Source organism: Castellaniella sp. UC4447_H14 (genome assembly GCF_052978285.1).
Genome location: NZ_CM129666.1, coordinates 3,136,468 through 3,161,610, shown reverse-complemented (window position 1 = coordinate 3,161,610; position 25,143 = coordinate 3,136,468). Strand labels below are relative to the sequence as shown.

General features: G+C 65.1%; 26 protein-coding genes. 17 read left to right on the top strand and 9 right to left on the bottom strand.

Going from position 1 to position 25,143, the window contains the following annotated elements; all coding sequences use genetic code 11:
* Positions 1-7: 7 nt before the first annotated feature.
* From moaA to ACVCMJ_RS15160, 4 genes are all read right to left on the bottom strand, one after another.
* A complete protein-coding gene (gene moaA, locus ACVCMJ_RS15175; RefSeq protein ID WP_447082231.1) occupies positions 8-1,090 on the bottom strand; it encodes a GTP 3',8-cyclase MoaA in 1,083 nt (360 codons plus the stop codon).
* 55 nt (positions 1,091-1,145) lie between these two features.
* A complete protein-coding gene (locus ACVCMJ_RS15170) occupies positions 1,146-1,607 on the bottom strand; it encodes a universal stress protein (protein WP_447082230.1) in 462 nt (153 codons plus the stop codon).
* Between the two features lie 150 nt (positions 1,608-1,757).
* A complete protein-coding gene (locus ACVCMJ_RS15165; RefSeq protein WP_447082229.1) occupies positions 1,758-2,108 on the bottom strand; it encodes a TIGR01244 family sulfur transferase in 351 nt (116 codons plus the stop codon).
* Entirely contained in the window at positions 2,105-2,968 is an 864-nt protein-coding gene (locus tag ACVCMJ_RS15160) for a ChbG/HpnK family deacetylase (protein WP_447082228.1), read from the bottom strand. Before ACVCMJ_RS15160 ends, ACVCMJ_RS15165 begins: the two co-directional genes overlap by 4 nt.
* Between ACVCMJ_RS15160 and ACVCMJ_RS15155 the strand changes: the two genes are divergently transcribed.
* On the top strand, positions 2,967-3,359 hold the full coding sequence (locus ACVCMJ_RS15155) for a GtrA family protein (protein WP_447082227.1): 393 nt from the start codon (positions 2,967-2,969) through the stop codon (positions 3,357-3,359). The genes ACVCMJ_RS15160 and ACVCMJ_RS15155 overlap by 2 nt on opposite strands.
* On the opposite strand, the gene ACVCMJ_RS15150 is transcribed toward ACVCMJ_RS15155, so the two are convergent.
* Together ACVCMJ_RS15150 and ACVCMJ_RS15145 are read right to left on the bottom strand one after the other, a co-directional pair.
* On the bottom strand, positions 3,319-4,965 hold the full coding sequence (locus tag ACVCMJ_RS15150; protein WP_447082226.1) for an ArnT family glycosyltransferase: 1,647 nt from the start codon (positions 4,963-4,965) through the stop codon (positions 3,319-3,321). The genes ACVCMJ_RS15155 and ACVCMJ_RS15150 overlap by 41 nt on opposite strands.
* Positions 4,962-5,930 carry a glycosyltransferase family 2 protein gene (locus ACVCMJ_RS15145; RefSeq protein WP_447082225.1) on the bottom strand — a complete coding sequence of 323 codons (969 nt, stop codon included), beginning with the start codon at positions 5,928-5,930 and terminating at the stop codon, positions 4,962-4,964. The genes ACVCMJ_RS15150 and ACVCMJ_RS15145 overlap by 4 nt, the downstream gene beginning before the upstream one ends.
* 141 nt (positions 5,931-6,071) lie before the next feature.
* Between ACVCMJ_RS15145 and ACVCMJ_RS15140 the strand changes: the two genes are divergently transcribed.
* Genes ACVCMJ_RS15140 through ACVCMJ_RS15130 form a run of 3 tightly spaced genes read left to right on the top strand, consistent with a single transcriptional unit; the run spans position 6,072 to position 8,205 of the window.
* A complete protein-coding gene (locus ACVCMJ_RS15140) occupies positions 6,072-6,488 on the top strand; it encodes a group III truncated hemoglobin (RefSeq protein WP_447082224.1) in 417 nt (138 codons plus the stop codon).
* Complete coding sequence (locus tag ACVCMJ_RS15135) at positions 6,469-7,743, top strand: NnrS family protein (RefSeq protein WP_447082223.1); 1,275 nt, start codon at positions 6,469-6,471, stop codon at positions 7,741-7,743. The genes ACVCMJ_RS15140 and ACVCMJ_RS15135 overlap by 20 nt, the downstream gene beginning before the upstream one ends.
* A gap of 12 nt (positions 7,744-7,755) precedes the next feature.
* On the top strand, positions 7,756-8,205 hold the full coding sequence (locus ACVCMJ_RS15130; RefSeq protein ID WP_447082222.1) for an RrF2 family transcriptional regulator: 450 nt from the start codon (positions 7,756-7,758) through the stop codon (positions 8,203-8,205).
* A gap of 25 nt (positions 8,206-8,230) precedes the next feature.
* Here ACVCMJ_RS15130 and serA read toward each other — a convergent pair whose 3' ends face one another.
* Positions 8,231-9,430, bottom strand: a complete 1,200-nt coding sequence (gene serA / locus ACVCMJ_RS15125) for a phosphoglycerate dehydrogenase (RefSeq protein ID WP_447082221.1) — start codon at positions 9,428-9,430, stop codon at positions 8,231-8,233.
* A 198-nt stretch (positions 9,431-9,628) separates the two neighbouring features.
* Between serA and ovoA the strand changes: the two genes are divergently transcribed.
* From ovoA to ACVCMJ_RS15065, 12 genes are all read left to right on the top strand, one after another.
* The gene (gene ovoA, locus ACVCMJ_RS15120) at positions 9,629-11,785 is read left to right on the top strand and encodes a 5-histidylcysteine sulfoxide synthase (protein WP_447082220.1); all 2,157 of its coding nucleotides are present in this window, start codon (positions 9,629-9,631) and stop codon (positions 11,783-11,785) included.
* Positions 11,786-11,847: 62 nt separating this feature from the next.
* Positions 11,848-12,753 (top strand): LysR family transcriptional regulator, encoded by a 906-nt coding sequence (locus ACVCMJ_RS15115; protein ID WP_447082611.1) that lies wholly within the window; start codon positions 11,848-11,850, stop codon positions 12,751-12,753.
* 109 nt (positions 12,754-12,862) lie between these two features.
* A complete protein-coding gene (locus ACVCMJ_RS15110; protein ID WP_447082219.1) occupies positions 12,863-13,672 on the top strand; it encodes a putative hydro-lyase in 810 nt (269 codons plus the stop codon).
* Between the two features lie 109 nt (positions 13,673-13,781).
* Positions 13,782-14,780: a TRAP transporter substrate-binding protein gene (locus tag ACVCMJ_RS15105; RefSeq protein WP_447082610.1), complete on the top strand. Its 999-nt coding sequence runs from the start codon at positions 13,782-13,784 to the stop codon at positions 14,778-14,780.
* A 78-nt stretch (positions 14,781-14,858) separates the two neighbouring features.
* Entirely contained in the window at positions 14,859-15,479 is a 621-nt protein-coding gene (locus ACVCMJ_RS15100; protein WP_447082218.1) for a TRAP transporter small permease subunit, read from the top strand.
* Positions 15,476-16,759 carry a TRAP transporter large permease gene (locus ACVCMJ_RS15095; protein WP_447082217.1) on the top strand — a complete coding sequence of 428 codons (1,284 nt, stop codon included), beginning with the start codon at positions 15,476-15,478 and terminating at the stop codon, positions 16,757-16,759. Before ACVCMJ_RS15100 ends, ACVCMJ_RS15095 begins: the two co-directional genes overlap by 4 nt.
* 62 nt (positions 16,760-16,821) lie before the next feature.
* Positions 16,822-17,514 (top strand): DUF2848 domain-containing protein, encoded by a 693-nt coding sequence (locus tag ACVCMJ_RS15090; RefSeq protein ID WP_447082216.1) that lies wholly within the window; start codon positions 16,822-16,824, stop codon positions 17,512-17,514.
* 13 nt (positions 17,515-17,527) lie between these two features.
* Positions 17,528-18,937, top strand: coding sequence for an amidase (locus tag ACVCMJ_RS15085; protein WP_447082215.1), 1,410 nt, complete (start codon positions 17,528-17,530; stop codon positions 18,935-18,937).
* Between the two features lie 95 nt (positions 18,938-19,032).
* On the top strand, positions 19,033-19,878 hold the full coding sequence (locus ACVCMJ_RS15080; RefSeq protein ID WP_447082214.1) for a hypothetical protein: 846 nt from the start codon (positions 19,033-19,035) through the stop codon (positions 19,876-19,878).
* Between the two features lie 152 nt (positions 19,879-20,030).
* Positions 20,031-20,834: an amino acid ABC transporter substrate-binding protein gene (locus tag ACVCMJ_RS15075; protein WP_447082213.1), complete on the top strand. Its 804-nt coding sequence runs from the start codon at positions 20,031-20,033 to the stop codon at positions 20,832-20,834.
* Positions 20,835-20,868: 34 nt separating this feature from the next.
* Positions 20,869-21,549, top strand: coding sequence for an amino acid ABC transporter permease (locus ACVCMJ_RS15070; RefSeq protein WP_447082212.1), 681 nt, complete (start codon positions 20,869-20,871; stop codon positions 21,547-21,549).
* Entirely contained in the window at positions 21,546-22,298 is a 753-nt protein-coding gene (locus ACVCMJ_RS15065) for an amino acid ABC transporter ATP-binding protein (protein WP_447082211.1), read from the top strand. The genes ACVCMJ_RS15070 and ACVCMJ_RS15065 overlap by 4 nt, the downstream gene beginning before the upstream one ends.
* A 3-nt stretch (positions 22,299-22,301) precedes the next feature.
* Here ACVCMJ_RS15065 and ACVCMJ_RS15060 read toward each other — a convergent pair whose 3' ends face one another.
* The gene (locus ACVCMJ_RS15060; RefSeq protein ID WP_447082210.1) at positions 22,302-23,207 is read right to left on the bottom strand and encodes a DMT family transporter; all 906 of its coding nucleotides are present in this window, start codon (positions 23,205-23,207) and stop codon (positions 22,302-22,304) included.
* A gap of 167 nt (positions 23,208-23,374) precedes the next feature.
* On the bottom strand, positions 23,375-24,352 hold the full coding sequence (locus ACVCMJ_RS15055) for a biotin--[acetyl-CoA-carboxylase] ligase (RefSeq protein ID WP_447082208.1): 978 nt from the start codon (positions 24,350-24,352) through the stop codon (positions 23,375-23,377).
* 179 nt (positions 24,353-24,531) lie between these two features.
* Here ACVCMJ_RS15055 and ACVCMJ_RS15050 point away from each other — a divergent pair, with 179 nt between their 5' ends.
* Positions 24,532-25,116 (top strand): biotin transporter BioY, encoded by a 585-nt coding sequence (locus tag ACVCMJ_RS15050; RefSeq protein ID WP_447082207.1) that lies wholly within the window; start codon positions 24,532-24,534, stop codon positions 25,114-25,116.
* Positions 25,117-25,143: the final 27 nt, after the last annotated feature.

Sequence of the window (25,143 nt, the reverse complement as noted above, 5' to 3'; positions counted from 1 at the left end):
GCCCGGACTAGCCGCCGATGTAGCTCATCTCGATCTTGTTGTCGCGGTGCGCATGGCCGCGCTGCTCGGAATAACGGTCTTTCCGGGTCAACCACACTCCCGACAGATGCGCGGCGAGCACGCCATCGTCCGCCCCTGTGCGCATCAGTTCGCGCAAATCGTGTCCATGATCAGCGAACAGGCACGTGAAAAGCTTGCCTTCCGGCGACAATCGCAGGCGGGTGCAGTCGCCGCAAAAAGGCTGCGAAACGCTGGTGATCAAGCCGATCTCGCCAGCGCCGTCGGCATAGGCCCAGCGGCGGGCGACCTCGCCGCGATAATTCGCCTGCGCGGGCACCAGCGGGAACTCCTCGCTGATGCGCCGTATGATTTCGGCTCCCGTCACCACCTCGTCCATGCGCCAGCCATTGCTGTGACCCACGTCCATGTATTCGATGAAACGCAGCACCTGGCCGGTGTGGCGGAAATGCCGCGCCATGGGCAGGATTTGATCGTCGTTCATGCCGCGCCGCACAACCATATTGACCTTGGGGGGCGGCAGTCCAGCCTGCACCGCCGAGTCCATGGCGGCCAGAATGTCGGCCACCGGAACGCCACTGTCGCTCATGCGCTGGAAGATCGCATCGTCCATGGCGTCCAGGCTGACGGTCACGCGGTTCAATCCCGCCTGGGCGAGCGCCGTTGCATGGCGCGCCAATAGCGCGCCGTTGGTGGTGAGCGTCAGTTCCGGCGCGGTGCCATCGTGTGCCCGTAACGGCGCCAGCATCCCGACCAGGACTTCCAGATGCTTGCGCATCAGCGGTTCGCCCCCGGTCAGCCGGATCTTGCGCACCCCCAGCGTCAACGCAATGCGCACCACGCGGGTGATTTCCTCGAAGGTCAACAGCGCGCTGCGCGGCAGGAATACATGATCGGCCCCATAGACCTCGCGCGGCATGCAGTAGCGGCAGCGGAAATTGCAGCGATCGGTCACGGAAATGCGCAAATCCCGCAACGGACGCCCGTAGCCATCCTGGACGGCCTCGCCCATGGCAAGCCGCGGAACGGGGCGGTCCACCCCGTTCTCTTCATGAAAGATCACTCGACTCATGCAACAGCCCGAATCATGACCGATCCGGGCCACAGCACCGGGTCAGGTCAACCCATCAATCGTTTTCCTTGACGCGATACACCAGCGTGGCGACCTTTGCCAGCCCCAGCACCTTCACTGTGACGCTGCCCAGCAGCAGCCGCGACAGGCCGCTGCGGCCATGGCTGCCGATGAAGATCAGGTCGCAGTTCTCTTCCTTCGCCGCGTGGACGATGCCATCGGCCACGTTGAAGTTGGAGACGACCTTGGATTGGGCCTTCACACCGGCTGTGGCAGCACGATCCAGCACCGCCTGCAGGTACTTTTTGGCCTGCTCGGCCGCCGACCGATCATAGTCCTCGTCGGTGATGGCATAGGCCGCGGCCATCCCGTCGAAGCCCACTGTCGCAGCGAATGGCTGTGTCACATGCAACGCCAGAATCTCGGCGCCTATCGTGCGGGCAAAGCATACGCCCTTGTTGGCGGCCTGCGCCGAAAGCTTGGAGCCGTCTGTAGGGATCAGGATTTTCTTGAACATTTGCAGACCTCCAAAAACTATCCACACTGTTCAGCATAACCGCGCCGGGCGGGAAAGAACACTCGTATCAGCCCTGAGTCCGGTCACCGCTTGACACTCGTCAATCCTGGGGGCCGGCCACAGAACCGCCCCTCGACAGGCCAGGGACGCCTACAGATTCCCCAGCTCGTGGGCCGATTCGAACAGCTTGGTGCACCGCCCGCCGGAACGGCAGAAAGCCAGCACAGGCGCCGGCAAGGTCCGCAGGATGCGGGCAAACTCCGCGACATCCGCTTCGGTGATGGAGCCGCTCACGACCGGCTGATAGCGGGCTTCGAGGCCTGCGTCACGGGCGGCGCGCAGCACATCGGCCGACAACGGCTGCTCGGCCCCACCCTCGCCATCCGGGCGATTGATGATGACCGACTTGAACCCCGCGTCAGCCAGCGCCTGCATGTCGGCGGGCTGGAGCTGGGGAGAGACCGAGAAATCCGGGGTCAGGGTACGATAGGGCAAGCTCATGTGAAAGTCTCCCGAGACGCCGCGCCGCGCAATTCGCCGGCACCGGCCACAATCAAATGATAGTCTTCCAGCCACCGGCCAAAGGGCGCGCCGGACAGGACGGACAGTTCGGCCTGACGCTGCTCCGACAGGGGATCACCGGGATCAGGACCCGATGCCGGGTGACACATGAACACGTCCCCCGCCTGGCACTGCGACAACCAGAGGGCCACCCAGCGCTGATAGGCCGAAACGCCACCCTGGAAATCATACACGCCCAGGAACCCCGGATTGCAGGAATATCCCTGCGCCCGCAGTTGCCGCCGCAAAGCGGATGCGCCCAGTGTGGCGATCACCCGCGCCTTCAGCCGCAAACGCAGCGGCAGACCGGACATCCTGGGTCTCCCCGTATGGCGGACCCACGGCTGGTACCCCGGCGACGCGCCGATCACTTCCAGCAGGGCCTCCCGCACGCCTGGCAATTGGTGGACATGCTGATGACCATCGATGTAATCGGGCAATCGGCCCACCAGCGTCTGGAACCGCGCCATCTGGCGCCGAATGGCGGCCACCAGGGGACGCCGGCGCAACTGCCGCGCATAAGCGGCCGGGATCAAGCGGCGCAACGGCTGACACAGATCGGGCTGCCCGAACGATTCGGTCAGATTCAGATGCAGGCCGAGCTGCAGATGCGTCCGGAGCAGGCCAGGCATGTCGCGCGCGGCCATGGGTCCATCCACCAGCACGCTCGTGGCGGACAGCCGGCGCTGTGCGGCCAGCGCCAGAATCCCGGCATCCACCGCGGCATTCATGCCAAAGTCGTCGGCACACAATACAATGCGCCGGTGTTCATGTGCTGCGGGATGAGAATCAGGATCCATGTTGAAGAAGCTCGCTGCCCAGATCGGCTGGTTCATCATTGTAGGCTGCGCGGCGGCCGCAACTCACTGGGCCGTGGCTGTGGCCTGCGTGGCGGGAGCGGGTCTGCGCCCGCTGGTCGCCAACGTCGTGGGCTGGCTGGTGGCCTTCTGCGTATCCTTCTCAGGGCACTACCGGCTGACCTTCCGGCACCAGCACGCCCCGCTGGTACGAGCGGCCGTGCGCTTTTTCATGGTCTCGGCGTTGGGCTTCGCGGTCAACGAAACCGCCTATGCAGCGCTGCTGAAATGGACCACCATCCGCTACGACATTCTGCTGGCGCTGGTACTCATTGCGATCGCCGGCCTGACCTTCATTTTGGGGCGCTATTGGGCGTTTCGCCACAGCCGCTGACAGCCTCGCCCGCCGCCACGCGCCACAACCCCATCTTGGGGGCGAGCGCCTGGGGAGCCAGCCCGGCAAGCACCGGGAAACGGTGAGCCTCATCCAGGTACCCCACCAGCCACGTCGTGGGGTGATCAGGCGCGCACAGGAAGCTTTGCAGGCGCGCCGGCAGCCAGAGCAAGCGATGGCCCGCGTCCGGTTCAAACTGCGCGGCATCGTAAAGTTCCAGCCGCCAGTCGTCGGCCTGTTTCAGGTTGGGATCATCCCAGTTCGAGACCACGGCAATCGGCGCACGCCAATCGGCGTACATCGGCAGGTCATAGGCGTACTGATCCAGCATCACGAGCTGGTCGCCCGGCCCGGCCTGCTTCGCCAGCACCTGGGCCAGCGGCCGCGTGCTGCGCTGGGGGAACACCAGCAACGCAGCCACGGCGAACCAGCAGACAAGGGCGGCAATGACCACATGGCGCGCGATGGAACGGCCGGTGGCCGGCGAGCCCTGCGCCAGTCGCTGCTCGAAGACCTCCTGGATGAACCAGGCAAACGGCGGAAGCGCCGCGATCACGTAGCCCACGAGCTTGGAGGTGGGAATCGAAAAGAACACCAGCACCACCAGCAGCCAGGACAGCATCAGGCCGCGCAACACCCGGCGATCGACCTGCTCCAGCCGGCGCACCGGCGGGACGAACGACGCATCCAACGGCCCGTGCGGTTGAAACCATCGCCAGACCTGGATCGACCAGGGCAGGGTCAGGCCCAGCACCACCGGCACATAGAACCAGAACGGATGCGGGTTGTTGAATCCAGGTTCCAGAAACCGCTGGAAGTGCTGGACCACGATGTAGTAATGAAAGAAATCGGGGTGGCGCACCTGCATCACCACCATCCAGGGCAGTGTCAGAATCAGGAACAGGAGGATCCCGGGCCACCACAGCAGGCGCGCCATGGCATCGAAGCGGCGCCGGGCCAGCAGCCAGAAGAACAGCACTCCGCCCGGCAAGACCACGCCGATGAGCCCCTTGGCCAGGAACCCGGCGGCGGCGGCCGCGTACATGGCGACCAGCGGCACACGGTCTTCCAGGATCTGATCCCGCCGGAAGACGGCATCGGCCCCGGCCATGATGGTCAGGCACATGAGCGCGGCCACCAGCATGTCAAGATTGGCGTAGTGGGCCGCGCCGAACAGGAACGGTTGGACGGCCAGGATCAGGACGGCCAGGCTGGCGGCCCGCCGGCGCGCGTAGCGCCGGAGAAAAACGTAGAAAAAGGTCACCAGAATCGTCGCGGCCAGCACCGAACAGAGGCGCCCCGCCCAGGCATTTTCGCCAAAGAGATGCAGGGAAGCCGCAGTGAGCCAATAGAACAAGGGCGGTTTGTGGAAGAACGGCAAACCATCCAGGCGCGGCGTGAGATAGTCTCCGGACGCGAGCATGTGCCACGCCACCCCGACATAACGGCCCTCGTCGGGCAGCAGCAGCGGATACATCCAGGTGGTGGTCGCCAGCCAGGCGAACGTCAGCGCGAAGATCCAGATCCACGAACGCCGGGTCGCCAGATGCTCCCCCAGCCTCTGGACGCCGGCCATTCCCCGGCGACCCACCGAACGCAGCCTCATGACGGGGTCCCGTCGGGACCTTCCAGCCCCTGGCCGGTGCGCTCCCGCAGCAGATAAACCGGCCGCGCCTTGACCTCGGTGAAGATGCGGGCGACGTATTCGCCCACCACCCCGAGCGACATCAGGTTCACCCCCGAGAAGAACAGGACGACGGTGATGAGCGTCGCCCAGCCCCGGACCGGGTCACCATACAACCAATGGCTGATGATGATGAAGAGCCCATATACAAAGGCGAGGAACGACACGCAGGCACCCACGAGACTCAGCAGACGCAGCGGCCAGGTCGTGAACGCCGTCAGTCCGTCCACCGCAAAGCGCAGCAACCGCAGGGGTCGGAATTTCGTCACGCCGTGCAGTCGCTGCGGGGGAATGTAGGGCAGCGCCTCGGCTTCGAAGCCCACCCAGGCGAACAACCCCTTCATGAAGCGGTCCCTTTCGGGCAAGCGCAGCAGGGCGTCCACCACCACGCGGTCCATGAGGCGGAAGTCCCCCGCGTTTGGAGGCACTCGCAGCCCCGAGGACGTGCGCATCAGGGCGTAGAACATCTGCGAACCCAGCCGTTTGAACCAGCTCTCGTCGTGGCGTGTGGCGCGCACGGCATAAACCATCTGCACACCGGCCCGCCAGCGAGCCAGCATGGTGCGGATCATCTCCGGGGGGTGCTGCATGTCCGCATCCAGGCATACCACCGCATCCCCGCGCGCCGCTTCCAGGCCGGCCGTCAGCGCGGCTTCCTTGCCGAAATTGCGCGACAGGCGCAGATAGACGATTTCGGGGTGAAGGCTCACCCAATGACGCATGAGTTCCGGCGTGCCATCCGTGCTGCCGTCGTCGACCACGATGACCTCGGCGGCACAGTCCTCGCCGGCCAGCGTCGCCAACAACTGGGGTAGCAGCACACCCAGATTGGCCTGCTCATTCAGGCAGGGGATGATGCAAGACAAGGTGGCGGGCACGGCGGACATTCTCGAAACGACTCGAAGAGCCTGATCATAACTGAAGCCCCGTCCGCGACGCCACGGCGCCGCGGGGGCTTTCGAAGTCGTTAGAAGATACCTATAATATGAACCTTTAAAAAATCACTCCTTACCGACGAGAAGGTCCGCATGCCCGACGCCGACATCTGTACCGAAGCAGAAATCACGACTCTGGTCCACCACTTCTACGGACGCGTGCGCCGGGACAGCGTCCTGGGCCCGATCTTCGAGGCCCACGTCGCCGACTGGGACGAACATCTGGAACGCATGGTGCGCTTCTGGTCCTCGCTGCTGCGCCGCACGGGCACTTACAGCGGCACACCGATGCCGCGCCACGTGGCGCTCCCGGGCCTGGAAGGTCCCATGTTCCTGCGCTGGCTGGATTTGTTCGGCCAGACGCTGGCCGAGTTCGACAATCCGCCGTTCGTCGAACAGGCCGGGGAATTCGCACGGCGGGTGGCGCGCAGTCTGTGGTACGGCTACCAAATCAGCCACCACCCCGATCAACCTCCGATGGAACTGCCTCATGTCTCGCCTGCTCAATAACATTGAGGAGCAATCCGCTCCCGCCCCGGCGCAACCCTCCCTTTCCGCCTTCCTGGGGCTGGGGTTTCGCCCGCTGTACCTGGCCGGCACGGCGTGGGCGCTGATTTCGATCGCCCTGTGGATTTACGCGCCTCAACTCCTCGGGGCCCCGCTGTCGCTGCTGGCGTGGCACGCGCACGAGATGCTGTGGGGCTTCATCATCACCATCGCCGTCGGCTTCCTGCTGACGGCCAGCGCGACCTGGACGGGCTTCAATCCGCTGCACGGTGCGCCGCTGGGCGGGCTCACCTTGCTCTGGCTGATCGCGCGCATGGGTTTCCTGTTTGGCGGCCTCGCAGGGTTCTGGATCGCCACAGTGGCCGAATTGCTGTTTTTCCTGACGGCGGCAGCATGCCTGGCCCGCGTGATCCTGAAAGGCCACAGCCGGCGCAACTATGGACTCCCGCTGCTGGTGCTGGCGCTAGGGGTGGCGGATCTGCTGTATCTGCTCGCTGCGCTGCGGGGCGACTACGTCGTGCTCATGCAGCGCTTTGATCTGGGACTCATCGGCATGGCGACGATCGCGCTCCTGATCGCGCGGCGCGTGATTCCGTTCTTCTCGATGCGCATGGTGCCCGGCCTGAAGATCCCCATGCTGACCCGCTCGGGCCAGGCGCAGATGGTGTTCAGCGTAGCCGCCCTGGTGGCCGGTCTGCTGCACCGGCCCGTCGCCATGGCGGCGGCATTGGCGCTCACCGGCCTGATCAGCCTGGTCCAGCTCGTGAGCTGGAATCCCGCTGCCGTGCGCCACAAGCCCATGCTCTGGATCCTGTACCTGGGGTACACCTTCATCGCACTCGGCCTGCTGGCCGCGGCGGTGCAGATCAGCGGCCTGTTCAATCCCACGCTGATGCACGGCGTCTTCGCCCGCGCGGCCACCCACGTCCACCTGATCGGACTGGCGGGCTTTTGCGTGCTCATCATCGGCATGGTGACGCGGACTGCGCTGGGACACCTGGGGCGCCCGCTGGCCCTGGACCGCAGCATGCTCGCCAGCTATTGGCTGATGATCCTGGCCGTCCTGCTGCGGCTGGCCGCGCTCTGGCCGTCAGTGGCCAGCGTCCACCTGCTGCACCTGGCGGCGGCGGCCTGGATCCTCTGCATGGGTCTGTACCTATGGCGCTTCGTCCCCATGCTCATCCGCCCGCGGCCCGGCAAGCCGGGACCGGCGTCAGGGACCATGAAGCCCATCGTTCCGGCTCCCCAAATCCACTGAACGGATTTCGTCATGCGCCTGACGAACATGAGCGATTACGCGGTGCGCCTGCTGATCTACCTCAGCGGGCACCGCGACCGCCTTTGCACCATCGCCGAGATCGCCCGCGCCTATGGGATCTCGGAGCCGCACTTGATGAAGATCACGAACCGGCTGGCCCAGCGCGGCTGGATTCGGACGGTGCGCGGCAAGAACGGCGGCATGGCGCTGGCTCACGAGCCTGAAGACATCCGCCTGGGAGACTTGATCCGTGACATGGAAAATGACCTGGCGCTGGTGGAATGCATGGGGACGGACAATCGCTGCATCCTGAGCGGACGGTGCGGGCTGACCGCAATCGTGGCCGGAGCCCTGCGAGCCTTCATGGACCACCTGAACGCCCACACACTGGCGGACGTGCTGCCGCTGTACCCGCCCAACGACGAGGCGCCTGCGGTCGTGCATGCACGCCGCAGGGCCTAGCGGAAAGTCCGGGCGCGAGGCCGGATCAGACGCGATCGCAGCGGATCGTGATCGGGTGGTTGCGCAGGCCCTCGATCACCTGATCGGTGATGTCGCCCTCGACATCGGTGACGGCGTAGCCGATCTTCCCGCGGGTCTGGAGCTGCTGGCTGACGATGTTCAATCCGTACTCGCCCATCAGATTGCTCAGCGCACCCATGGCGCCTGGCACGTTCTGGTGAATGTGGATGATCCGCGCCGCGCCCGCCATCTCGTGATAAGGGATCTCGGGGAAGTTCACGGCGCCCTTCGTGGTGCCGCTGCCCACGAAACGCTTCAGCTTTTCCGCGACCTCGCGACCGATGTTCTCCTGGGATTCCTGGGTGCTGCCGCCGATGTGGGGGGTCAGAATCACGTTCTGCAGCCCGCGCAACGGGCTGTCCAGGCCTTCTTCGCGGCTCTTGGGCTCCGTGGGGAACACATCGATGGCGGCCCCGGACAGATGGCCGGACTTCAGGGCACGGTGCAGGGCCGGAATGTCGACCACAGTGCCGCGCGAGGCGTTGATGAGAATGCTGCCCGGCTTCATGGCCGCGATGGCTTCCGCATCCATGAGATTGGCGGTTTCCTTGCCGCCCGGCACATGCAGGGTCACCACGTCCACCTGCGCCAGGAATTTCTTCAGCGAGCTGGTGGCGTGCGCATTGCCGATGGGCAGCTTGGCCTCGATGTCGTGATAGAGCACGCGCATGCCCAGTGACTCTGCCAGAATGCCGACCTGGGAACCGATATTCCCGTATCCGACGATGCCCAGTGTCTTGCCGCGCGCCTCGTAAGCGCCCTCCGCGGTCTTGTCCCAGAAACCCTGGTGCACGCGCGCATTCTTTTCCGGAATGCGGCGCAACAGCAGGATCGTCTCGCCCAGCACCAGTTCGGCCACCGACCGCGTGTTCGAGAAAGGCGCGTTGAAGACGGGAACGCCGCGCAACGCGGCCGTTTCCAGGTCGACCTGATTGGTGCCGATGCAGAAACAGCCGACCGCACGGAGGTCAGGCAGACCGGAGAGCACATTCTGATCGAGATGCGTGCGAGAGCGGATGCCCACCACGTGCGCCCCCTGCATGGCTTCGTGCAGGGCGTCGCCTGTGAGCGCGCCCGGATACGTCACGACTTCGTCGAACCCAGCCGCAACGAAGACTTCCTTGGCACTGGCGTGGATGTTCTCGAACAAAACGATGCGTGTCATCTCGACCCTTTCGGCAAGTAAAAAAAACCCATTGTGCAATACAGCAAAGCGCACATGAATATTAACCATTTTAATAAATTGACGAACGATGGTCCCGCCCCGATCATTCGGCGTGCCCCTACGAAGCGCACACGCTGCACACAGTCGCGGTGCCATCGTGGTAGGCTTGTCGGATTACCGAAAGCCATCATCGACATCATGTCCCCTTCCGCCACGCCCGTCCCTGTCCTCCATCCAGTGGCCACCCCCCAGGAACGCTTTCCCCGCACGCCCGATCTGGCGGACCCGGACACCGATCATCTGCGCGCCACGCTGCGCCAGTATTTCCTGTCGACCTTCGACCGCTACGAATCCCTGTTCCAATGCCTGGCCAATGACGAGGCGTACTATGTCAAGCCCATCGCCCTGCGCCACCCGCTGATTTTCTACTTTGGCCATACGGCGACCTTTTTCGTGAACAAGCTCCTGCTGACGCGCCTGATCGACGAGCGCCTGGATCAGCGGCTGGAATCGGTCTTCGCCGTCGGCGTGGACGAAATGAGCTGGGACGATCTGGATGATGCCCATTACGAGTGGCCGTCCGTGGCCGAGGTCCGAGCCTACCGCGACCGCGTTCGAGCGCTCGTCTGCGACCTGATAGATCATGCCCCGCTGACATCGCCCATCGACTGGCAGAATCCCTGGTGGGCCATCATCATGGGCGTGGAACACGAGCGCATCCACCTGGAAACGTCTTCGGTGCTGATCCGCCAGCACGCACTGAAACATGTCAGGCCCGTGGACGCCTGGGCGCCCCACCTCGATTTCCAGGGCGAAGCGCCCGAAAATGCGCCGGTGCGCGTGCCGGCTGGCACGGTGACGGTGGGCAAGTCGTTCAGCGATCCGCAGTACGGCTGGGACAACGAATACGGCCGGCACAGTGCCAAAATCGAATCCTTTCTCGCCAGCAAGTACCTGGTCAGCAACCAGGAGTTCCTGGACTTCGTCGAAGCCGGCGGTTACCGCAACCATCACAACTGGACCGAAGAAGGCCGTCAATGGCTGGACTTCACGCACGCGGAACACCCGACTTTCTGGGTCAAGAAGACGCAGGGCTGGTCGCTGCGGCTCATGACCCAGGAAATCCCCATGCCCTGGACCTGGCCCGTCGAAGTCAACTACCTCGAGGCCAAGGCCTTCTGCAACTGGAAGGCGTCGGAGACCGGCGAACCCGTGCGCCTGCCGACGGAAGACGAGTGGTATCGCCTGTACGACGCCGCCGGCCTGAAGGATCCGACCGACGCGCCCTGCGCCGCCAATCTGCATCTGGACCACGGCGCCTCGTCCTGCCCGGTCAACACCTACGCGCAAGGCGACTGGTTCGACGTGGTGGGGAACGTCTGGCAATGGACGGAAACCCCCACCTATCCGTTCGACGGGTTCGACGTGCATCCCATCTACGACGATTTCACCACGCCGACCTTCGACGGACGCCACAATCTGATGAAGGGCGGTTCCTGGATCGCCTGCGGCAACGAAGCGGTACGCGCGTCCCGCTATGCCTTCCGCCGCCACTTCTTCCAGCACGCCGGCTTCCGGTACGTCATTTCGCACGCGCCCGCCGAGGCGCCGGCCGCCTACTACGAAACCGACAAACTCATGTCGGAATACGGCGAATTCCATTACGGCGACACCTACTTCGGCGTGCCCAATTTTCCGCAGACACTGGCCAGGCTTGCCGTGGAAGCCATGGGCGAGCGGCCGCGCCGCCGCGCACTGGACCTCGGGTGCGCTTCCGGCCGCGCCACCTTCGAGCTGGCACGCGCCTTTGAACGCGTCACGGGCGTGGACTTCTCGGCGCGCTTCATCAACCAGGCGGTGCAACTGATCCAGACGGGCCAATTGCGCTACACGCTGACCGACGAGGGCGAGCTCATTTCTTACAAGGCGCGCAGCCTGGCCGAACTGGGCTTGAAGGACGCGACCGCCCATGTGGAATTCTTCCAGGGCGATGCCTGCAACCTCAAGCCGCAGTTCACGGACTACGACCTGGTGCTGGCGGCAAACCTGATCGACCGGCTGTACGACCCTTCGCGCTTCCTGGATCAGATTCACGAACGGATCGTGGTCGGCGGCCTGCTGATGATCGCCTCGCCCTACACCTGGCTGGAGGAACACACGCCCCGCGAGGCCTGGGTGGGCGGATTCAAGAAGGACGCGGAGAGCTACACCACGCTGGACGGCCTGAAGGCGCATCTGGGATCCCATTTCCGTCTGGTGTCAGGCCCCACCGACGTGCCTTTCGTCATCCGTGAAACACGGCACAAATTTCAGCACACGCTCTCGGAACTCACAATCTGGGAGCGCCTGGCATGACACCCCGGCACCCGGGCTAGCCGCCACGCGGCATCCCGCCGTCGGGCACCCAGACGAACCGCATCATGGACCTCAAGCAGATCAGTTCGTTTGTATGGGTGGCCGAACTGGGCAGCTTCCGGTCGGCGGCTGAAAAGCTGCACACGACTCAACCCACCATTTCGCAACGCATCGCGGCGCTGGAAACGGCGCTGGGCGTGCGGCTGTTCGATCGCAGCCCGCGCGGCATCCGGCTGTCCGAAAAAGGCCAGGAGCTGCTGCCGCTGGCGCAACGCATGCTGAACACCAGCAGCGACCTGCTGCGCGCCGCGCATGAACGCAACGCCGTACAGGGGACCTTGAGGCTGGGATGCGCGGAAACGCTGGTCCACACCTGGCTGGACCACCTGATCGACATCCTGCACCGGCGCTACCCCGCGCTGACCCTGGACCTCCAGGTCGACACCACGCACGTGCTGCGCGGCCAGCTCGCCGCCCACCAGATCGATCTGGCCTTCGTGGTCGGCCCCAGTCAGGATCCACGCGAATGCAGCCTTCATTTGTGCGACTACGGGTTGGCCTGGATCGCCAGCCCGCGCATGAAACTGAACAACCGGCTCATCACCGTCGCCGAACTGGGCTGCTACCCGGTGATCACGTATCCCGCTGTCAGCCTGCCCTACCAGATCACCAAGGCGCTGCTGCTCGAGGCCGGAGTCAAGTCGCCGCGCCTGTACGGCAGCGCGTCGCTGAGCACCATCGTCCATATGACGCAGCGTGGCATTGGCTCCAGCGTCATTGCGCCGGTGGTCATCGAAGAGGAGATCAAAGAAGGCAAGCTCTGCGTGCTCAACGTGGACCGTACTCCCGGCACGCTGGGGTTCTACGCCTGCTGGGTGGACCGGCCGGACAGCTACACGCCGCGCATGGTCGCGACCATTGCGCAAACCGTCGCCCAGCACGAGGCCGGCAGGACCCTGTCGGGCTGATAAGACTTTCTTATCGGCCCGAATCCAAAATAAGAATTGGACAGGCGCCACGCCATACAGTGGAATAGAAGACCTCAAGCACCGCTTTTCCGGACACGTGGGAGGCCTGATGGCAGAAAACCTCGCTCGAGACCGCGGCACAGCCACGTCGGCGGCACACTGCCGCGCGCAGATCCGAGCCGGCCAGCATCCGCGGCCTACCGCAGGCCTTGCGCCCGGTCATGTCCAGGCCAACCTGATGGTCCTGCCGCGCGACCTCGCCGACGAATTCCTGCTGTTCTGCCAGCGCAATCCAAAACCCTGCCCGCTCCTGGCCGTCACGCAGCCGGGGCAGTACGACGTGCCTGATCTGGGCGACGACATCGATCTGCGGACCGACATTCCGCGCTACCGCGTCTGGCGCGACGGCGAACTGATCGACGAACCGTCCGACGTCAAATCCTGGTGGCGCGACGATCTGGTGTCCTTCCTGATCGGCTGCTCGTTTTCCTTCGAGGAAGCATTGCTGGCCGACGGGCTGGATGTCCGCCATATCAGCCAGGGCCGCAATGTCCCGATGTACCGCACCGATATCGCGACGCGGCCCGCCGGGCGCCTGGAGGGCCCGCTGGTAGTCTCGATGCGCCCCTTCCGCGCGGCGGACGCCATTCGCGCCATCCAGATCACCAGCCGATTTCCGTCCGTCCACGGCGCCCCGATCCACCTCGGCGACCCCTCGCTGATCGGGATCCGCGATCTGGACCAACCGGACTACGGCGAGACCGTCGAGATCCGACCGGGCGAAATCCCGGTCTTCTGGGCCTGTGGCGTGACGCCCCAGTCCATCATCCGGCACGTGCGACCCGAATTCAGCATCACTCACGCGCCGGGTCACATGCTGATCACGGACAACCTGAACAGCCGCCTGGCCACGCTCTGAGCCACTGCATGCGCAGAACGATTTTCACAAGAGGAGACTATCCATGTTCGCCAAACGCCCCCTGTTGATGACCCTTGCCGCCGGCCTTCTCGCCGCCAGCACCTGCGCCATGGCGCAGGAATCCGTGCCCAATCTCCCCAAAACGCAGTTGCAGGTGGTGGGTGGGCTGAACAACCTGACCGCCTACCAGGATTTCGAAAGACCCTTCTGGACGGAGACCATCCCCAAGCTGTCGGACGGACGCGTTACGGCGACCATCAAGGGGTTCCCCGAAATGGGCCTGAAGGGACCGGAAATCATGCGCCTCATCGGCCAGGGTGTCATTCCCATCGGCACGGCCACGCTGGCCTATTTCGCCACTGACAACGCCATCAACGAAGCGATCGACCTGGCCGGCCTTTCGCCCAGCGCAGAGACCGCCCGCAAGGTGACGGACGCCTTCGCCCCGGTCTACGCCAAGTACTACGCCAAGCAAGGGGTAAAGGTCCTGGGCTTCTCCACGTACCCTGCCCAGGTCCTGTTCTGCAATGCGGAAATCCATGGCCTGGCCGACATCAAGGGCAAGAAGGTCCGCACCAGCAGCCGCACGCAGGCTGAATTCGTGCAGGCGCTGGGAGGCACCAGTGTGACGCTGCCTTTTGGCGAAGTCGTCCCGGCCTTGCAGAACGGCGTGGTCAACTGCGCCATCACGGGCTCCATGTCCGGCTATTCGGCCAAATGGTACGAGGTTTCGACACACCTGCTGGCGCTGCCGATCAACTGGAACCAGCAAATCCACGCCGCCAACCTGAACTACTGGAAAAAGCTCGATCCCAAGGTGCAAAAATTCATCGAGGACAATTTCCACCTCATGACGGACGCGATCTGGGCGGACGCCGCCAAGGCGACGCAGGAAGGCTACGACTGCAATAGCGGCGCCGCGGCCTGCCCGCTGAAGGAAAAAGGTCACATGAAAGTGGTCGAACCCACTGATGCCGACAAGGCTCTCCTGAAGAAAATCACGCACGACGTCATCGTTCCGAAGTGGGCCGCGCGCTGCTCGGCCGACTGCGTGAAGGACTTCAACGACACCATCGGCAAGGAACTCGGCGTCGTCGCCCAGAAATAAACCTTCCGTGCCGGTGGGGCCGTCTCCGGACGGCCCCACCCGTTCACGAACACATCCACCCACCATGCGAGGCCGCCCATGAACGCCGACATTCGCGGGAACTCCTCTCCGGGGCGCCTGCTGCAGACTGCCACTACTCTATCGCGATGGGCCATCTGGGCCGCAGGCGCCCTCATGCTCCTCACCGTGCTCTACATCGTCGCCGACATCGTGCTGCGGGCGTTGGGCGGCCGTTCCCTGCACTCCGACGAGCTCTCCGGATACGCCTTCGCCATCAGCGTCTCGTGGGCCCTGTCATTCGCCACCCTGCAACGGGCCAACATCCGGATCGACGCGTTGTACCAGACGCTGCCGGTCCGGATCTGCGCGCTGCTGGACTGGGTCTCCCTGGTGGGGCTGGCCGTCTTCATCGCCTATGTGACACGCTATGCGACCAGCGTGGCGACCACGTCATGGGAGAACGGCTCCACGGCCAACTCCATCCTGGCCACGCCGCTGTGGATCCCGCAATTCATCTGGGTCGCCGGATTCGTATGGTTGTGCATCGTGCTGGCGCTCATGCTGCTGCGGGCAAGCACTGCGCTGGTGCGCGGGGATGCGGCCGGAGTGCAAGCCGTCTGCGGCATCCGCAGCACCCAGGAGGAGGCCGAGGAAGAAGCCTTGGCCGGTGAACAATACGTCCGGGGGAACCAGCCATGATCGCGACCAGCCTCATTCTGCTTCTGGTGCTGCTGGGCATCAGCATCCCGGTCGGTGCCGCCCTGGGCGTCCTGGGTCTCGTTCTGGAGCCGCTGTACTCGATGCTGCCGCTGACGCGGGCCATCGGCGAGATCTCCTGGTCCACCAGCAACGAATTCCTGCTGGTGGCCATTCCGCTGTTCATCATGTTGGGCGAAATCCTGCTGCGCTCCGGCCTGGCCGAGCGCATGTACAGCGCCATGAGCCTGTGGCTATCGTGGCTGCCGGGTGGGCTCATGCACGCCAACATCGGCGCCAGCGCGCTGTTTGCCGCCACCTCCGGTTCCAGCGTAGCCACCGCCGCCACCGTGGGCACGGTGGCCATCCCGCAGATCGCCAAACAGGGCTACAACGAATCGCTGTTCCTCGGTAGCCTGGCGGCCGGCGGCACGCTGGGCATCCTGATTCCACCGTCCATCAATCTCATCATCTACGGCGTGCTGACCGACACGTCGGTACCGAAACTGTACCTGGCCGGCATCATCCCGGGCCTGCTCATGGCGTTGTTCTTCATGATCGCCATCGCGCTGGCCTGCATCATCCGGCCGGCCTGGGGCGGGAGACGGATCAGCGCGACCTGGTCGCGGCGTTTCACGAGCCTGGTGGACCTGATTCCGCCGCTGTTCATCTTCCTGCTGGTCGTGGGGTCCATCTATGCGGGCCTGGCCACCCCCACGGAAGCCGCCGCGCTGGGCGTGGCCGGCGCGCTGCTGCTGGCCGCCTGGCAACGCCGGCTCACCCTGACCATGCTGCGCGACGTGTTCGAAGGCACCATGAAGTCCACGGCCATGATCATGCTGATCATCATCGGCGCCGCCTTCCTGAACTTCGTCATGTCGGGGATCGGGTTGACCACCACACTCACACAGGCCATTTCGGGGCTGCACGTGTCGCCGATGACGATGCTGCTGATCATGGTGATCTTCTACCTGATCCTGGGCTGCTTCATGGAAACCCTGTCCATGATGATCACCACCATCCCGATCGTGGCCCCCATCATGATCGGCTTGGGCTTCGATCCGGTCTGGCTGGGCATCGTCATCATCATCATGGTCGAAACCGCCCTGATCACACCGCCCGTCGGCCTGAACCTGTTCGTCGTGCAGAGCCTGCGCACCAAGGGCAGCATGAACGACGTCATGATCGGCAGCCTGCCGTTCGTCATCATGCTGCTGCTGATGGTGGGCATGCTTTCGCTCGCGCCCGATCTGGCGCTTTGGCTGCCCAAGCTATTCGGTTGATCGATTGTCCGATCAGCCCTGCAACCCCGGGGCCCGAGGGGCCCGGACGGAGAGACTCCACCATGAAACTGTCGTTCACGCTGCCACCCGACCACGCCGCGGCGCCCGCTGCCCCCATCGAGGCCGAGATCACCCACTGCATCATCGCCGGGTGGTCGGGACGTGATCGGGACGCCATCGAGCACCACATCGAGGAACTGGCAGCAATCGGCGTCGCCCGCCCCAGTGCCGTCCCCCTGTTCTACCGCGTCGCCGCCAACCAGCTCTCGCAGGCCGCACAGATCCAAGTGGTGGGCGAGGAGTCCTCCGGCGAGGCCGAGGCCTTCGTCTTCTCGCATGGGGGCGCACTGATGGTGAGCCTGGCCTCTGACCATACCGACCGCAAGCTGGAAGCCTATAGCGTGGCGCTGTCCAAGCAGATCTGCGCCAAGCCGGTGGCGCACGAAGCCTGGACATTCGCCAGCGTGGCGGACCACTGGGACGCGCTGGTGCTGCGATCCTGGATCACGGAAAAGGGCCAGCAGGTCCTGTACCAGGAGGGCACGCTGGATCAACTGCGGACCCCGCAAGACCTGATCGGCAACTGCTTTGGCGCGCCCACCCTGCCGGAAGGCCACGGCATGACGTGTGGTACCGTCACCGTGCGGGGCGGCATCCGGCCGTCCGCCGCTTTCACCATGGAACTTCACGATCCGGTCCTGAACCGCCGCATCCGCCACGCCTACGCGGTCACGAGCCTGCCGGAAGTCGCCTGAACCCCACCCTATCATGTCGTCGACTATTTTCGAACTCCAGGCTGCCCTCGCATCGGGTGCGACCACCTCTCTGACCCTCACACAACAGGCGCTGGACCGCGCGGAGGACCCGGCAGGCCAGGGGAAGACCGTCTTTACCCGGATCTACCACGACCAGGCGCTGGCTGCCGCCCGCGCTTCGGACGCGCTGCGCCAGGCGGGTCTGAGCCGCTCGCCGCTGGAAGGACTGCCAATATCCGTGAAAGACCTGTTCGACGTGGCCGGCGAACCGACCCTGGCAGGATCCACGGTCCTGCGGGATGCGGCCCCGGCCCGCCGACATGCCGTGGTCGTGCAGCGCCTGCTGAATGCGGGGGCGGTGGTCACCGCAAAGACCAACATGGTCGAATTCGCCTTCTCCGGCGTGGGTCTCAACCCCCACTACGGGACGCCGGCCAGCCCTTGGGATCGGGAAACCGGCCGCATCCCGGGCGGGTCCTCGTCGGGCGCCGGCGTGGCGGTGGCCGACGGCCTGTCCGTTGCGTCCATCGGATCCGACACGGGCGGCTCCGTGCGCATCCCGGCCGCCTTTTGCGGCGTGGCCGGCTTCAAGCCGACGGCGCGCAGGGTCCCGACCCAGGGCGCGCTGCCGCTCTCCACGTCGCTGGACTCGCTGGGCGGGCTGGCACCGTCCGTCGCCTGCTGCGCGGTGATCGACGCCGTCCTGTCGGACAGCCTGGACCGCGATCGCTTCAACAATGCCGGCGAGGCCGGTCCCGAGGACGCCTCCTTCGGGATTCTCGCCCCCCTGGCGGCAAACCGGCTGAACCTTGCCGTTCCCGCCAACGGGGTCCTGGACGGCGCCGACGATACCGTGCGCGCGACGTTCGACCGGGCACTCCAATGCCTGCGAGAGGCTGGCGCGGCCGTGAGCACCCTCGCCATCCCGGAATTCGACCGTCTGGCCGACCTCAACACCAGGGGCGGCGTCACGGGCGCCGAGGCCTGGGCCTGGCATCAGTCCCTGGTCACGACGCGCGAGGCGGAATATGACCCGCGGGTCGCCTCGCGCATTCTGCGATGCCGCACCCTGACAGCCGCCGACTACATCGAGCTGATCGCGGCACGTCAGGCCTGGATCGCGGCAGTGGAACGGCGGCTCCGGGGGTATGACGCGCTGCTCATGCCTACCGTTCCGATCGTGGCGCCCGCCATCCAGCCACTGCTGGATTCCGATGAGGCCTACTTCGCCGCCAACCGCCTGATCCTGCGCAATCCGACCTACATCAACTTCCTGGACGGTTGCGCGCTGTCCATTCCATGCCACAGCCGGGGCCACGCTCCGGTGGGACTGATGATTGCGGGACCGGCCATGAACGACCGGCACATCCTGAACGTGGGCTCGGCCATCGAACAGGCGCTGAACGCGGTCCGCCATGCCTGAGGCGCCGTTCGACGCGTCCCGCGGCGGCGGCCCCCCGCCCGGAACAGGGATTCACACGGTCCTGCCCTCCCTCACGGCCTGATGGCCGGATCGCGATGCTGGCCTTCCTGCTCTCCGCCATCCCGATGGAAGAAGCGCTGATTCGCCTGACGGCCACAGCATTGGTGATTATCGTGGTGACCTGGTCGGTCGAACTGTTCGGCCCCATGATCGGGGGTGTCCTCGCGGGGCTTCCCATCACGCTCGGCCCGGGCTTTTACTTCCTGGTCGCCCAGGCCTCTCAGCCTTTCGTGGAACGGGCGGCAAGCTACTCGCTGTGGTCGTTGTGCGCCACGCAGTGCTTCCTGCTCGCCTATGTCCTGCGGGGACGCCACGCCTCGCCGGCAAGCACGCTGACTGGCGCCATCCTTGCCTGGGGAGCGGCCGCCGCCATCCTGCGCGCGATGCCGTCCACGCTCTGGCTGGGTGGCTTGCTGTTCGCGCTCACCACGGCGGCCTGCCTGTGGGCCGGCCGCAGGGCCGTTCGGCCGGCGGCACGCGCCGTGGGCAAGCCGGGTCTGAGGTCGCTGCTCCTGCGCGGCATCCTGGCCGGTGCGCTGGTGGCGGGCGTCACCACCGCCAGCCACCGGCTGGGCGCCGCCCTGTCGGGGTTGCTGCTGTCCTTTCCGATCGGCTACAGCGTGATTTCCGTGACCATCCACCAGCACATGGGCCGGCACACGGCCACCGCCACGCTGTACTCGGCGCTGCTGGGAACCACGAGCCTGGCCGTGTTCTGCGCCGTGCTGGCGCTCGCCATCCCTCACCACGATCCCTACACCGCGCTCGGCCTCGCCCTGGCTTCCTCCGCGATCGTGACCACGGCACTGGCGTTGTGGCGCCGCCGCGGCCAACGAGCGGCTCACCCGACCGGCCAGTCCGGCCGCGCCCGTAAAGCATGACCCGGGATCATCCCCGGGCGACGTCCCATAACGGCTGGCGATAAGCAAAGAATCCGAAAACCTTTGCAGGGAAAGTGCGACGTCGATAGAATGAATTGCAATAAAGCGAGGCGATCATATAACGCCACGCATGAATCAGAAGGCTCTCTATCATGAAGAAAATCCATGCATTGCTTATCGCAGGCTTGCTGCCCCTGATGTCGCTTGCGGCATTCACGCCGGCCGCGGCCGCCACCGACGATCTGGCCGCCATCCAGAAGGCGGGTGTGATCCGCATCGGCACGGAAGGCACCTACGCGCCGTTCTCCTTCCACGAAACCTCGGACAACAAGCTGGTCGGCTTCGACGTTGACATCGGCCGGGCCATTGCCAAGGAGCTTGGCGTAAAAGCCGAATTCGTCGAAGGCAAATGGGATGGGCTGATCGCGGGCCTGAACGTCAATCGTTACGATGCCGTGATCAACAACGTGGGCATCACCCCGGAACGCGAGGCCAAATACACATTCTCCAAGCCGTATGTGTCGTCTGAAGCCGTGCTCATCGTCGGCGGAAACAACACGACGATCCACTCGTTCGACGACCTGAAGGGCAAGACTTCGGCCAATACCATCAGCAGCAATTTCGGGCAGCTCGCCCAACGCCACGGAGCGAAAGTCGTCCCGGTGCAGGGCTTCAACGATGCAATCGCACTGCTCACGTCGGGGCGGGTGGACGCAACGGTCAACGACAACCTGTCCTTCCTGGACTTCAAAAAGCATCAGCCCAAGGCCAAGGTCAAAGTCGTGGCATCCGACAGCAGCGGCGACTTTGGCCGCTCGGGGGTTCTGCTGCGCAAGGACCAGCCGGCGCTGAAGGCGGCCGTGGACAAGGCGATCGATGCCATCATCGCGAATGGCACCTACAAGAAAATTTCCGTGCGCTACTTCGGCGAGGACCTTTCTTCAAAAATCCATTAAGCTTTCAGGCCCGTACTCCTGACCGGACGTCCTTGTGCCTGATTGGCTTCATTTGATGTGGCAATCCCTCGGGCCGTTATTGGTCGGAGGGATCAAGTTCACCGTTCCGCTGGCCATCCTGTCATTCGCGATGGGTCTGGTGCTGGCGTTCCTTGCGGCGGTGGGCCGACTCTTCGGACCGCGGCCGCTGGTGGCGGTCATCCGTTTCTACATCTGGCTGGTGCGGGGCACGCCGCTGCTGGTGCAGCTTTTCGTGATCTTCTACGGGCTGCCCAGCGTCGGCGTCGTGCTGGATCCCATGACAGCCGCGCTGATCGGCTTTTCGCTGAACGTGGGGGCGTACAACGCGGAAGTCATCCGCGGCGCCATCGAAGCCATCCCGAGGGGCCAGTGGGACGCCGCTTATTCGCTGAGCATGACGCGCGCGCAGGCACTGCGCCGGACGGTCCTGCCTCAGGCTGCCCGGGTGGCGGTCCCGCCGCTTTCCAATTCCTTCATCGCGCTGGTCAAGGACACCTCGCTGGCCGCCGTCATCACGGTCCCGGAAATCTTCCAGGCGGCGCAGCGCATTGCCTCCGTAACGTATGAGCCGCTGACGCTGTATGTGGAAGCAGCGCTCATCTATCTGGTGCTGTGTTCGTTCCTCACCTCCGCCCAGGGCCGCCTGGAACGCTATTTCGGTCAGCACGCCGTGTTTACCGAGGGCCAGCGATGATCCAGCTTCAGGACATCCGCAAACACTTCGGCGAGCACGAAGTCCTCAAATCCGTCACCGTGGATATTCCGGTGGGCCAGGTGACCGCGCTGATCGGTCCGTCAGGGAGCGGCAAAAGCACGCTATTGCGCTGCGTGAACCTGCTGGAAACTCCGGATTCCGGGGTGCTGACCTTGGGTAGCGAAACGCTGCATCTGACACCCGGCCACCGTCCAGACCGCGCAGCCGTACAACGCATCCGCCAGCAGACCGGCATGGTGTTCCAGAACTTCCAGCTCTTCCCTCACCAGACGGCCGTGCAGAACATCATGGAGGGCCTGATCACCGTGAAGCGCTGGGACAAGGCGCGCGCCCATGCCCGCGCCTGCGAACTCCTGGACAAGGTCGGCCTGCGGGACAAGGTGGATGCCTGGCCCGCCAGCCTGTCGGGCGGCCAGCAGCAACGCGTGGCTATCGCCCGCGCGCTGGCGCCGGAACCCTCCCTGCTGCTCTGCGATGAACCGACTTCGGCGCTGGACCCGGGCCTGGCGGGCGAGGTCGTCGCCGTGCTCAGTGCCCTGGCGACAGAAGGCATGACCATGCTCATGGCTACGCATGACCTGCGCCTGGCCGCACAGGTCGCACGCCAGACCGTGTTCCTGCTGGATGGCGCCGTCGTGGAATCGGGGCCATCCCAGACGATTTTCAGAAACCCGGCCGATTCTCGCACCCGCCAGTTCGTCGCGACCCTGACGGGCGAAGCAGCCTGAGCGTCAGGAATGCGAGGCGTCCTGCGCCTCGGGTGCCGGCACGGGCGTAGCAGCCGTGTATTTGGCGCCCGCCACGCAGGCCACCACGAGCGCGGTCACCAGCAGCATGGTCGGCGTGACCGCTTCATGCAACAGCCAGGCCGCCAGCATCAGTCCCATGAACGGCTGCAGCAGTTGAAGCTGCCCCACCGCCGCAATCCCGCCCTGGGCCAGACCGCGGTACCAGAACACGAATCCCACCAGCATGCTGAAGATCGTGACGTAGGCCAGCCCGCCCCACGCCAGTGCCGGCACCGATACCGCGTCTGACGGAATCAGAAAGACAGATAGCGGCAGGCTGATGGGGAGGGACAGCACCAGAACCCAGCAAATCACCGGCAATCCGCCCAGGCGCCGTGCCAGGCGCCCGCCCTCGGCGTACCCATAGCCGCAGGATACGATGGCCACCACCATCAGCAGATCCGCACCCAGCGAGCCGGAACCATCCTGGCTGAGCGCGAAGCCCGCGACGGAAGCGGCGCCCAGAACGGCGAATAGCCAGAACGCTTTCGACGGCCGTTCTCCCCCCAGCCAGGTACCGAAGATCGCCGTCGCGATGGGAAGCAGCCCGATGAACACCAGCGAATGTGCCGACGTGATGGTGCGCAGCGCCAGTGCCGAAGACAACGGAAATCCCAGCACCACGCCCAACGCCACCCAGACCAGCGTTCGCCACTCGCGAGCCGTGGGGCGGTGCATGCGCGCCAGCAGGACCAAGGCAAGCGCCATCAGCCCCGCCAGCGATGCGCGCGCCGCCGTCACGAAGAAAGGATCCAGACCCAACACCGCCAGGCGCGTGGCCGGCAGCGAGCCGCTGAACATCGCCACTCCGATGAATCCATTGATCCAGCCCTGTGTCGCTACCTTCATGTGAGCCGCCTTCCCCCCATCGATTGAATCCCATGACTGTACCGCGGACGGACCGTTCGGCCGACGGGCGACGCGGCAGCAACCGCATCGAGGCCCGCAGCCATCGGCGGCAGCACCTCCGGTGCCGCAATGTGCGCCCGGGCTCAAGCCCCTGTATCGTCGCGCGGCTATCCCGACCGGCGCACCGAGACCTCGCCGCTGTATAGGGCGGTCACCGTGCCGTCCATGTCCACCCGCAGGGCACCCATGTCATCGATGCCGAGTCCCACTCCTTGCCGCACACCGCCGGGAGCATGAACCAGCAAGGGTTTCTCATACAAGAAATCCAGCGCGGCGAATTCTTCCCTGAACGGCGCGAGCCCCTGCTTCTCGAAGCAGCGCAGCCCATCCCACAGCGCCCGGATGAGGGCAGCCGCGATGCGGTTGCGATCAGGCGCGATGCCGGAACACAGCATCGACACATCCGCCGCCGGCTGCTCCAGCGCAGCCTGGATCTGCGGCGGCAAGCGCACGTTCAGGCCTATGCCGATACGCGCCACCGTGGGTCCCTCCGCCTCCCCATTCACCTCGATGAGGATGCCGGACAGTTTTCCCTGGTCCGCCAGGATGTCGTTCGGCCACTTGAGGCGCAGACCGTCGATCCCGAGCCGAGCAAGCGCCCGTACCACGCACACGCCCACGGCAATCGGCAGGCCGGACAAAGTTGCCGGCCCCCCGGGAAACCGCTTCAGGCAAGACAGACAGATGTTGAGGGCCGGCGGAGCCAGCCACTGGCGCCCCCGTCGGCCCCGGCCACTGGTCTGCCGCTCGCAGAGCACAACCGACAGATCCGGACGCTCGTCCTGGTGCCGCAACAGCTCATTCTGGGTGGAGTCCAGTTTCCAGTACACGGACACGGGCGCGTGTGGCGGCTGGCCCAATGCCTGCATGATGCTGTCCGGATCCAGCAGCGCGGTAGGCCATGGCAGGCAATAGCCCACGCCGCTGCGCGCCTCGACCGGAAGGCCCGAAGCGCGCAAGTCGGCCACGTGCTTCCAAAGAGCGGCCCGGCTGACGCCCAAGCGCGCGGCCAGCTCGGACCCCGAGACAGGCGCCCCAGCGGCGAGTTCCTTCAAAAGGGCCCGGTCCAGCGGCGATCCTGTCATCGCATCCCCGCCCTACGGCCTCTTTGTGCCATCACGGTAAACATTATTTATTATATAAAGTTGACAACTGGTTCACGCCACCGCAGAATGGGCGGCACAACACGGTGCCCCCGAGGCACGCAGCGCCTTTGCGCCGGCACCGCCCCACCTGCGAAGACGAGCGATTCAAGGAGAAACCCATGTCGTCGGGAAGTTCCACTTTTTCAGTACCCCCGGGGCGCCTGGCTCCCACACGGCTGCGGCAAACGGGCCTGATGCTTGCCGGGACACTGGTCCTCGCCGCATCGGCGCAGATCAGTATACCCATGTGGCCCGTGCCGCTCACCCTCGAGCTCTACGCCGTGCTCCTGGTCGGCGCCTTCTTTGGCTGGCGGCTCGGCGCGGCGACCGTTGCGGCCTGGCTGCTCGAGGGCGCACTGGGTCTGCCCGTCTTTGCACACGGCACTGGAAGCGTCGCCAGCTTCGTGGGTCCGACTGCGGGCTATCTGTTCTCCTTTCCGCTCGTTGCCGCCATCGCCGGCCTGGTCGCGGCGCGCGGCCCACGTACGTTGCGGCCGCTGGCCACCTTCGCCATCCTCTGGTTTGCAGGGACCGTCTGTCTGCTGGCCGGATGGGCATGGCTGAGCACGCTGGTGGGCGCCAAGGCGGCCTGGGCGTCGGGCGTCATGCCCTTTCTGTTCGGCGACGGCGTCAAGGCCGCGTTGGCGACTGCCACACTGGTCGCCTGGCGGTCGCTGAAGCCCTCAGTGTCCCGCCGAGCCTGACCGGCGGCCGTATCGGCGAGCGAAGGG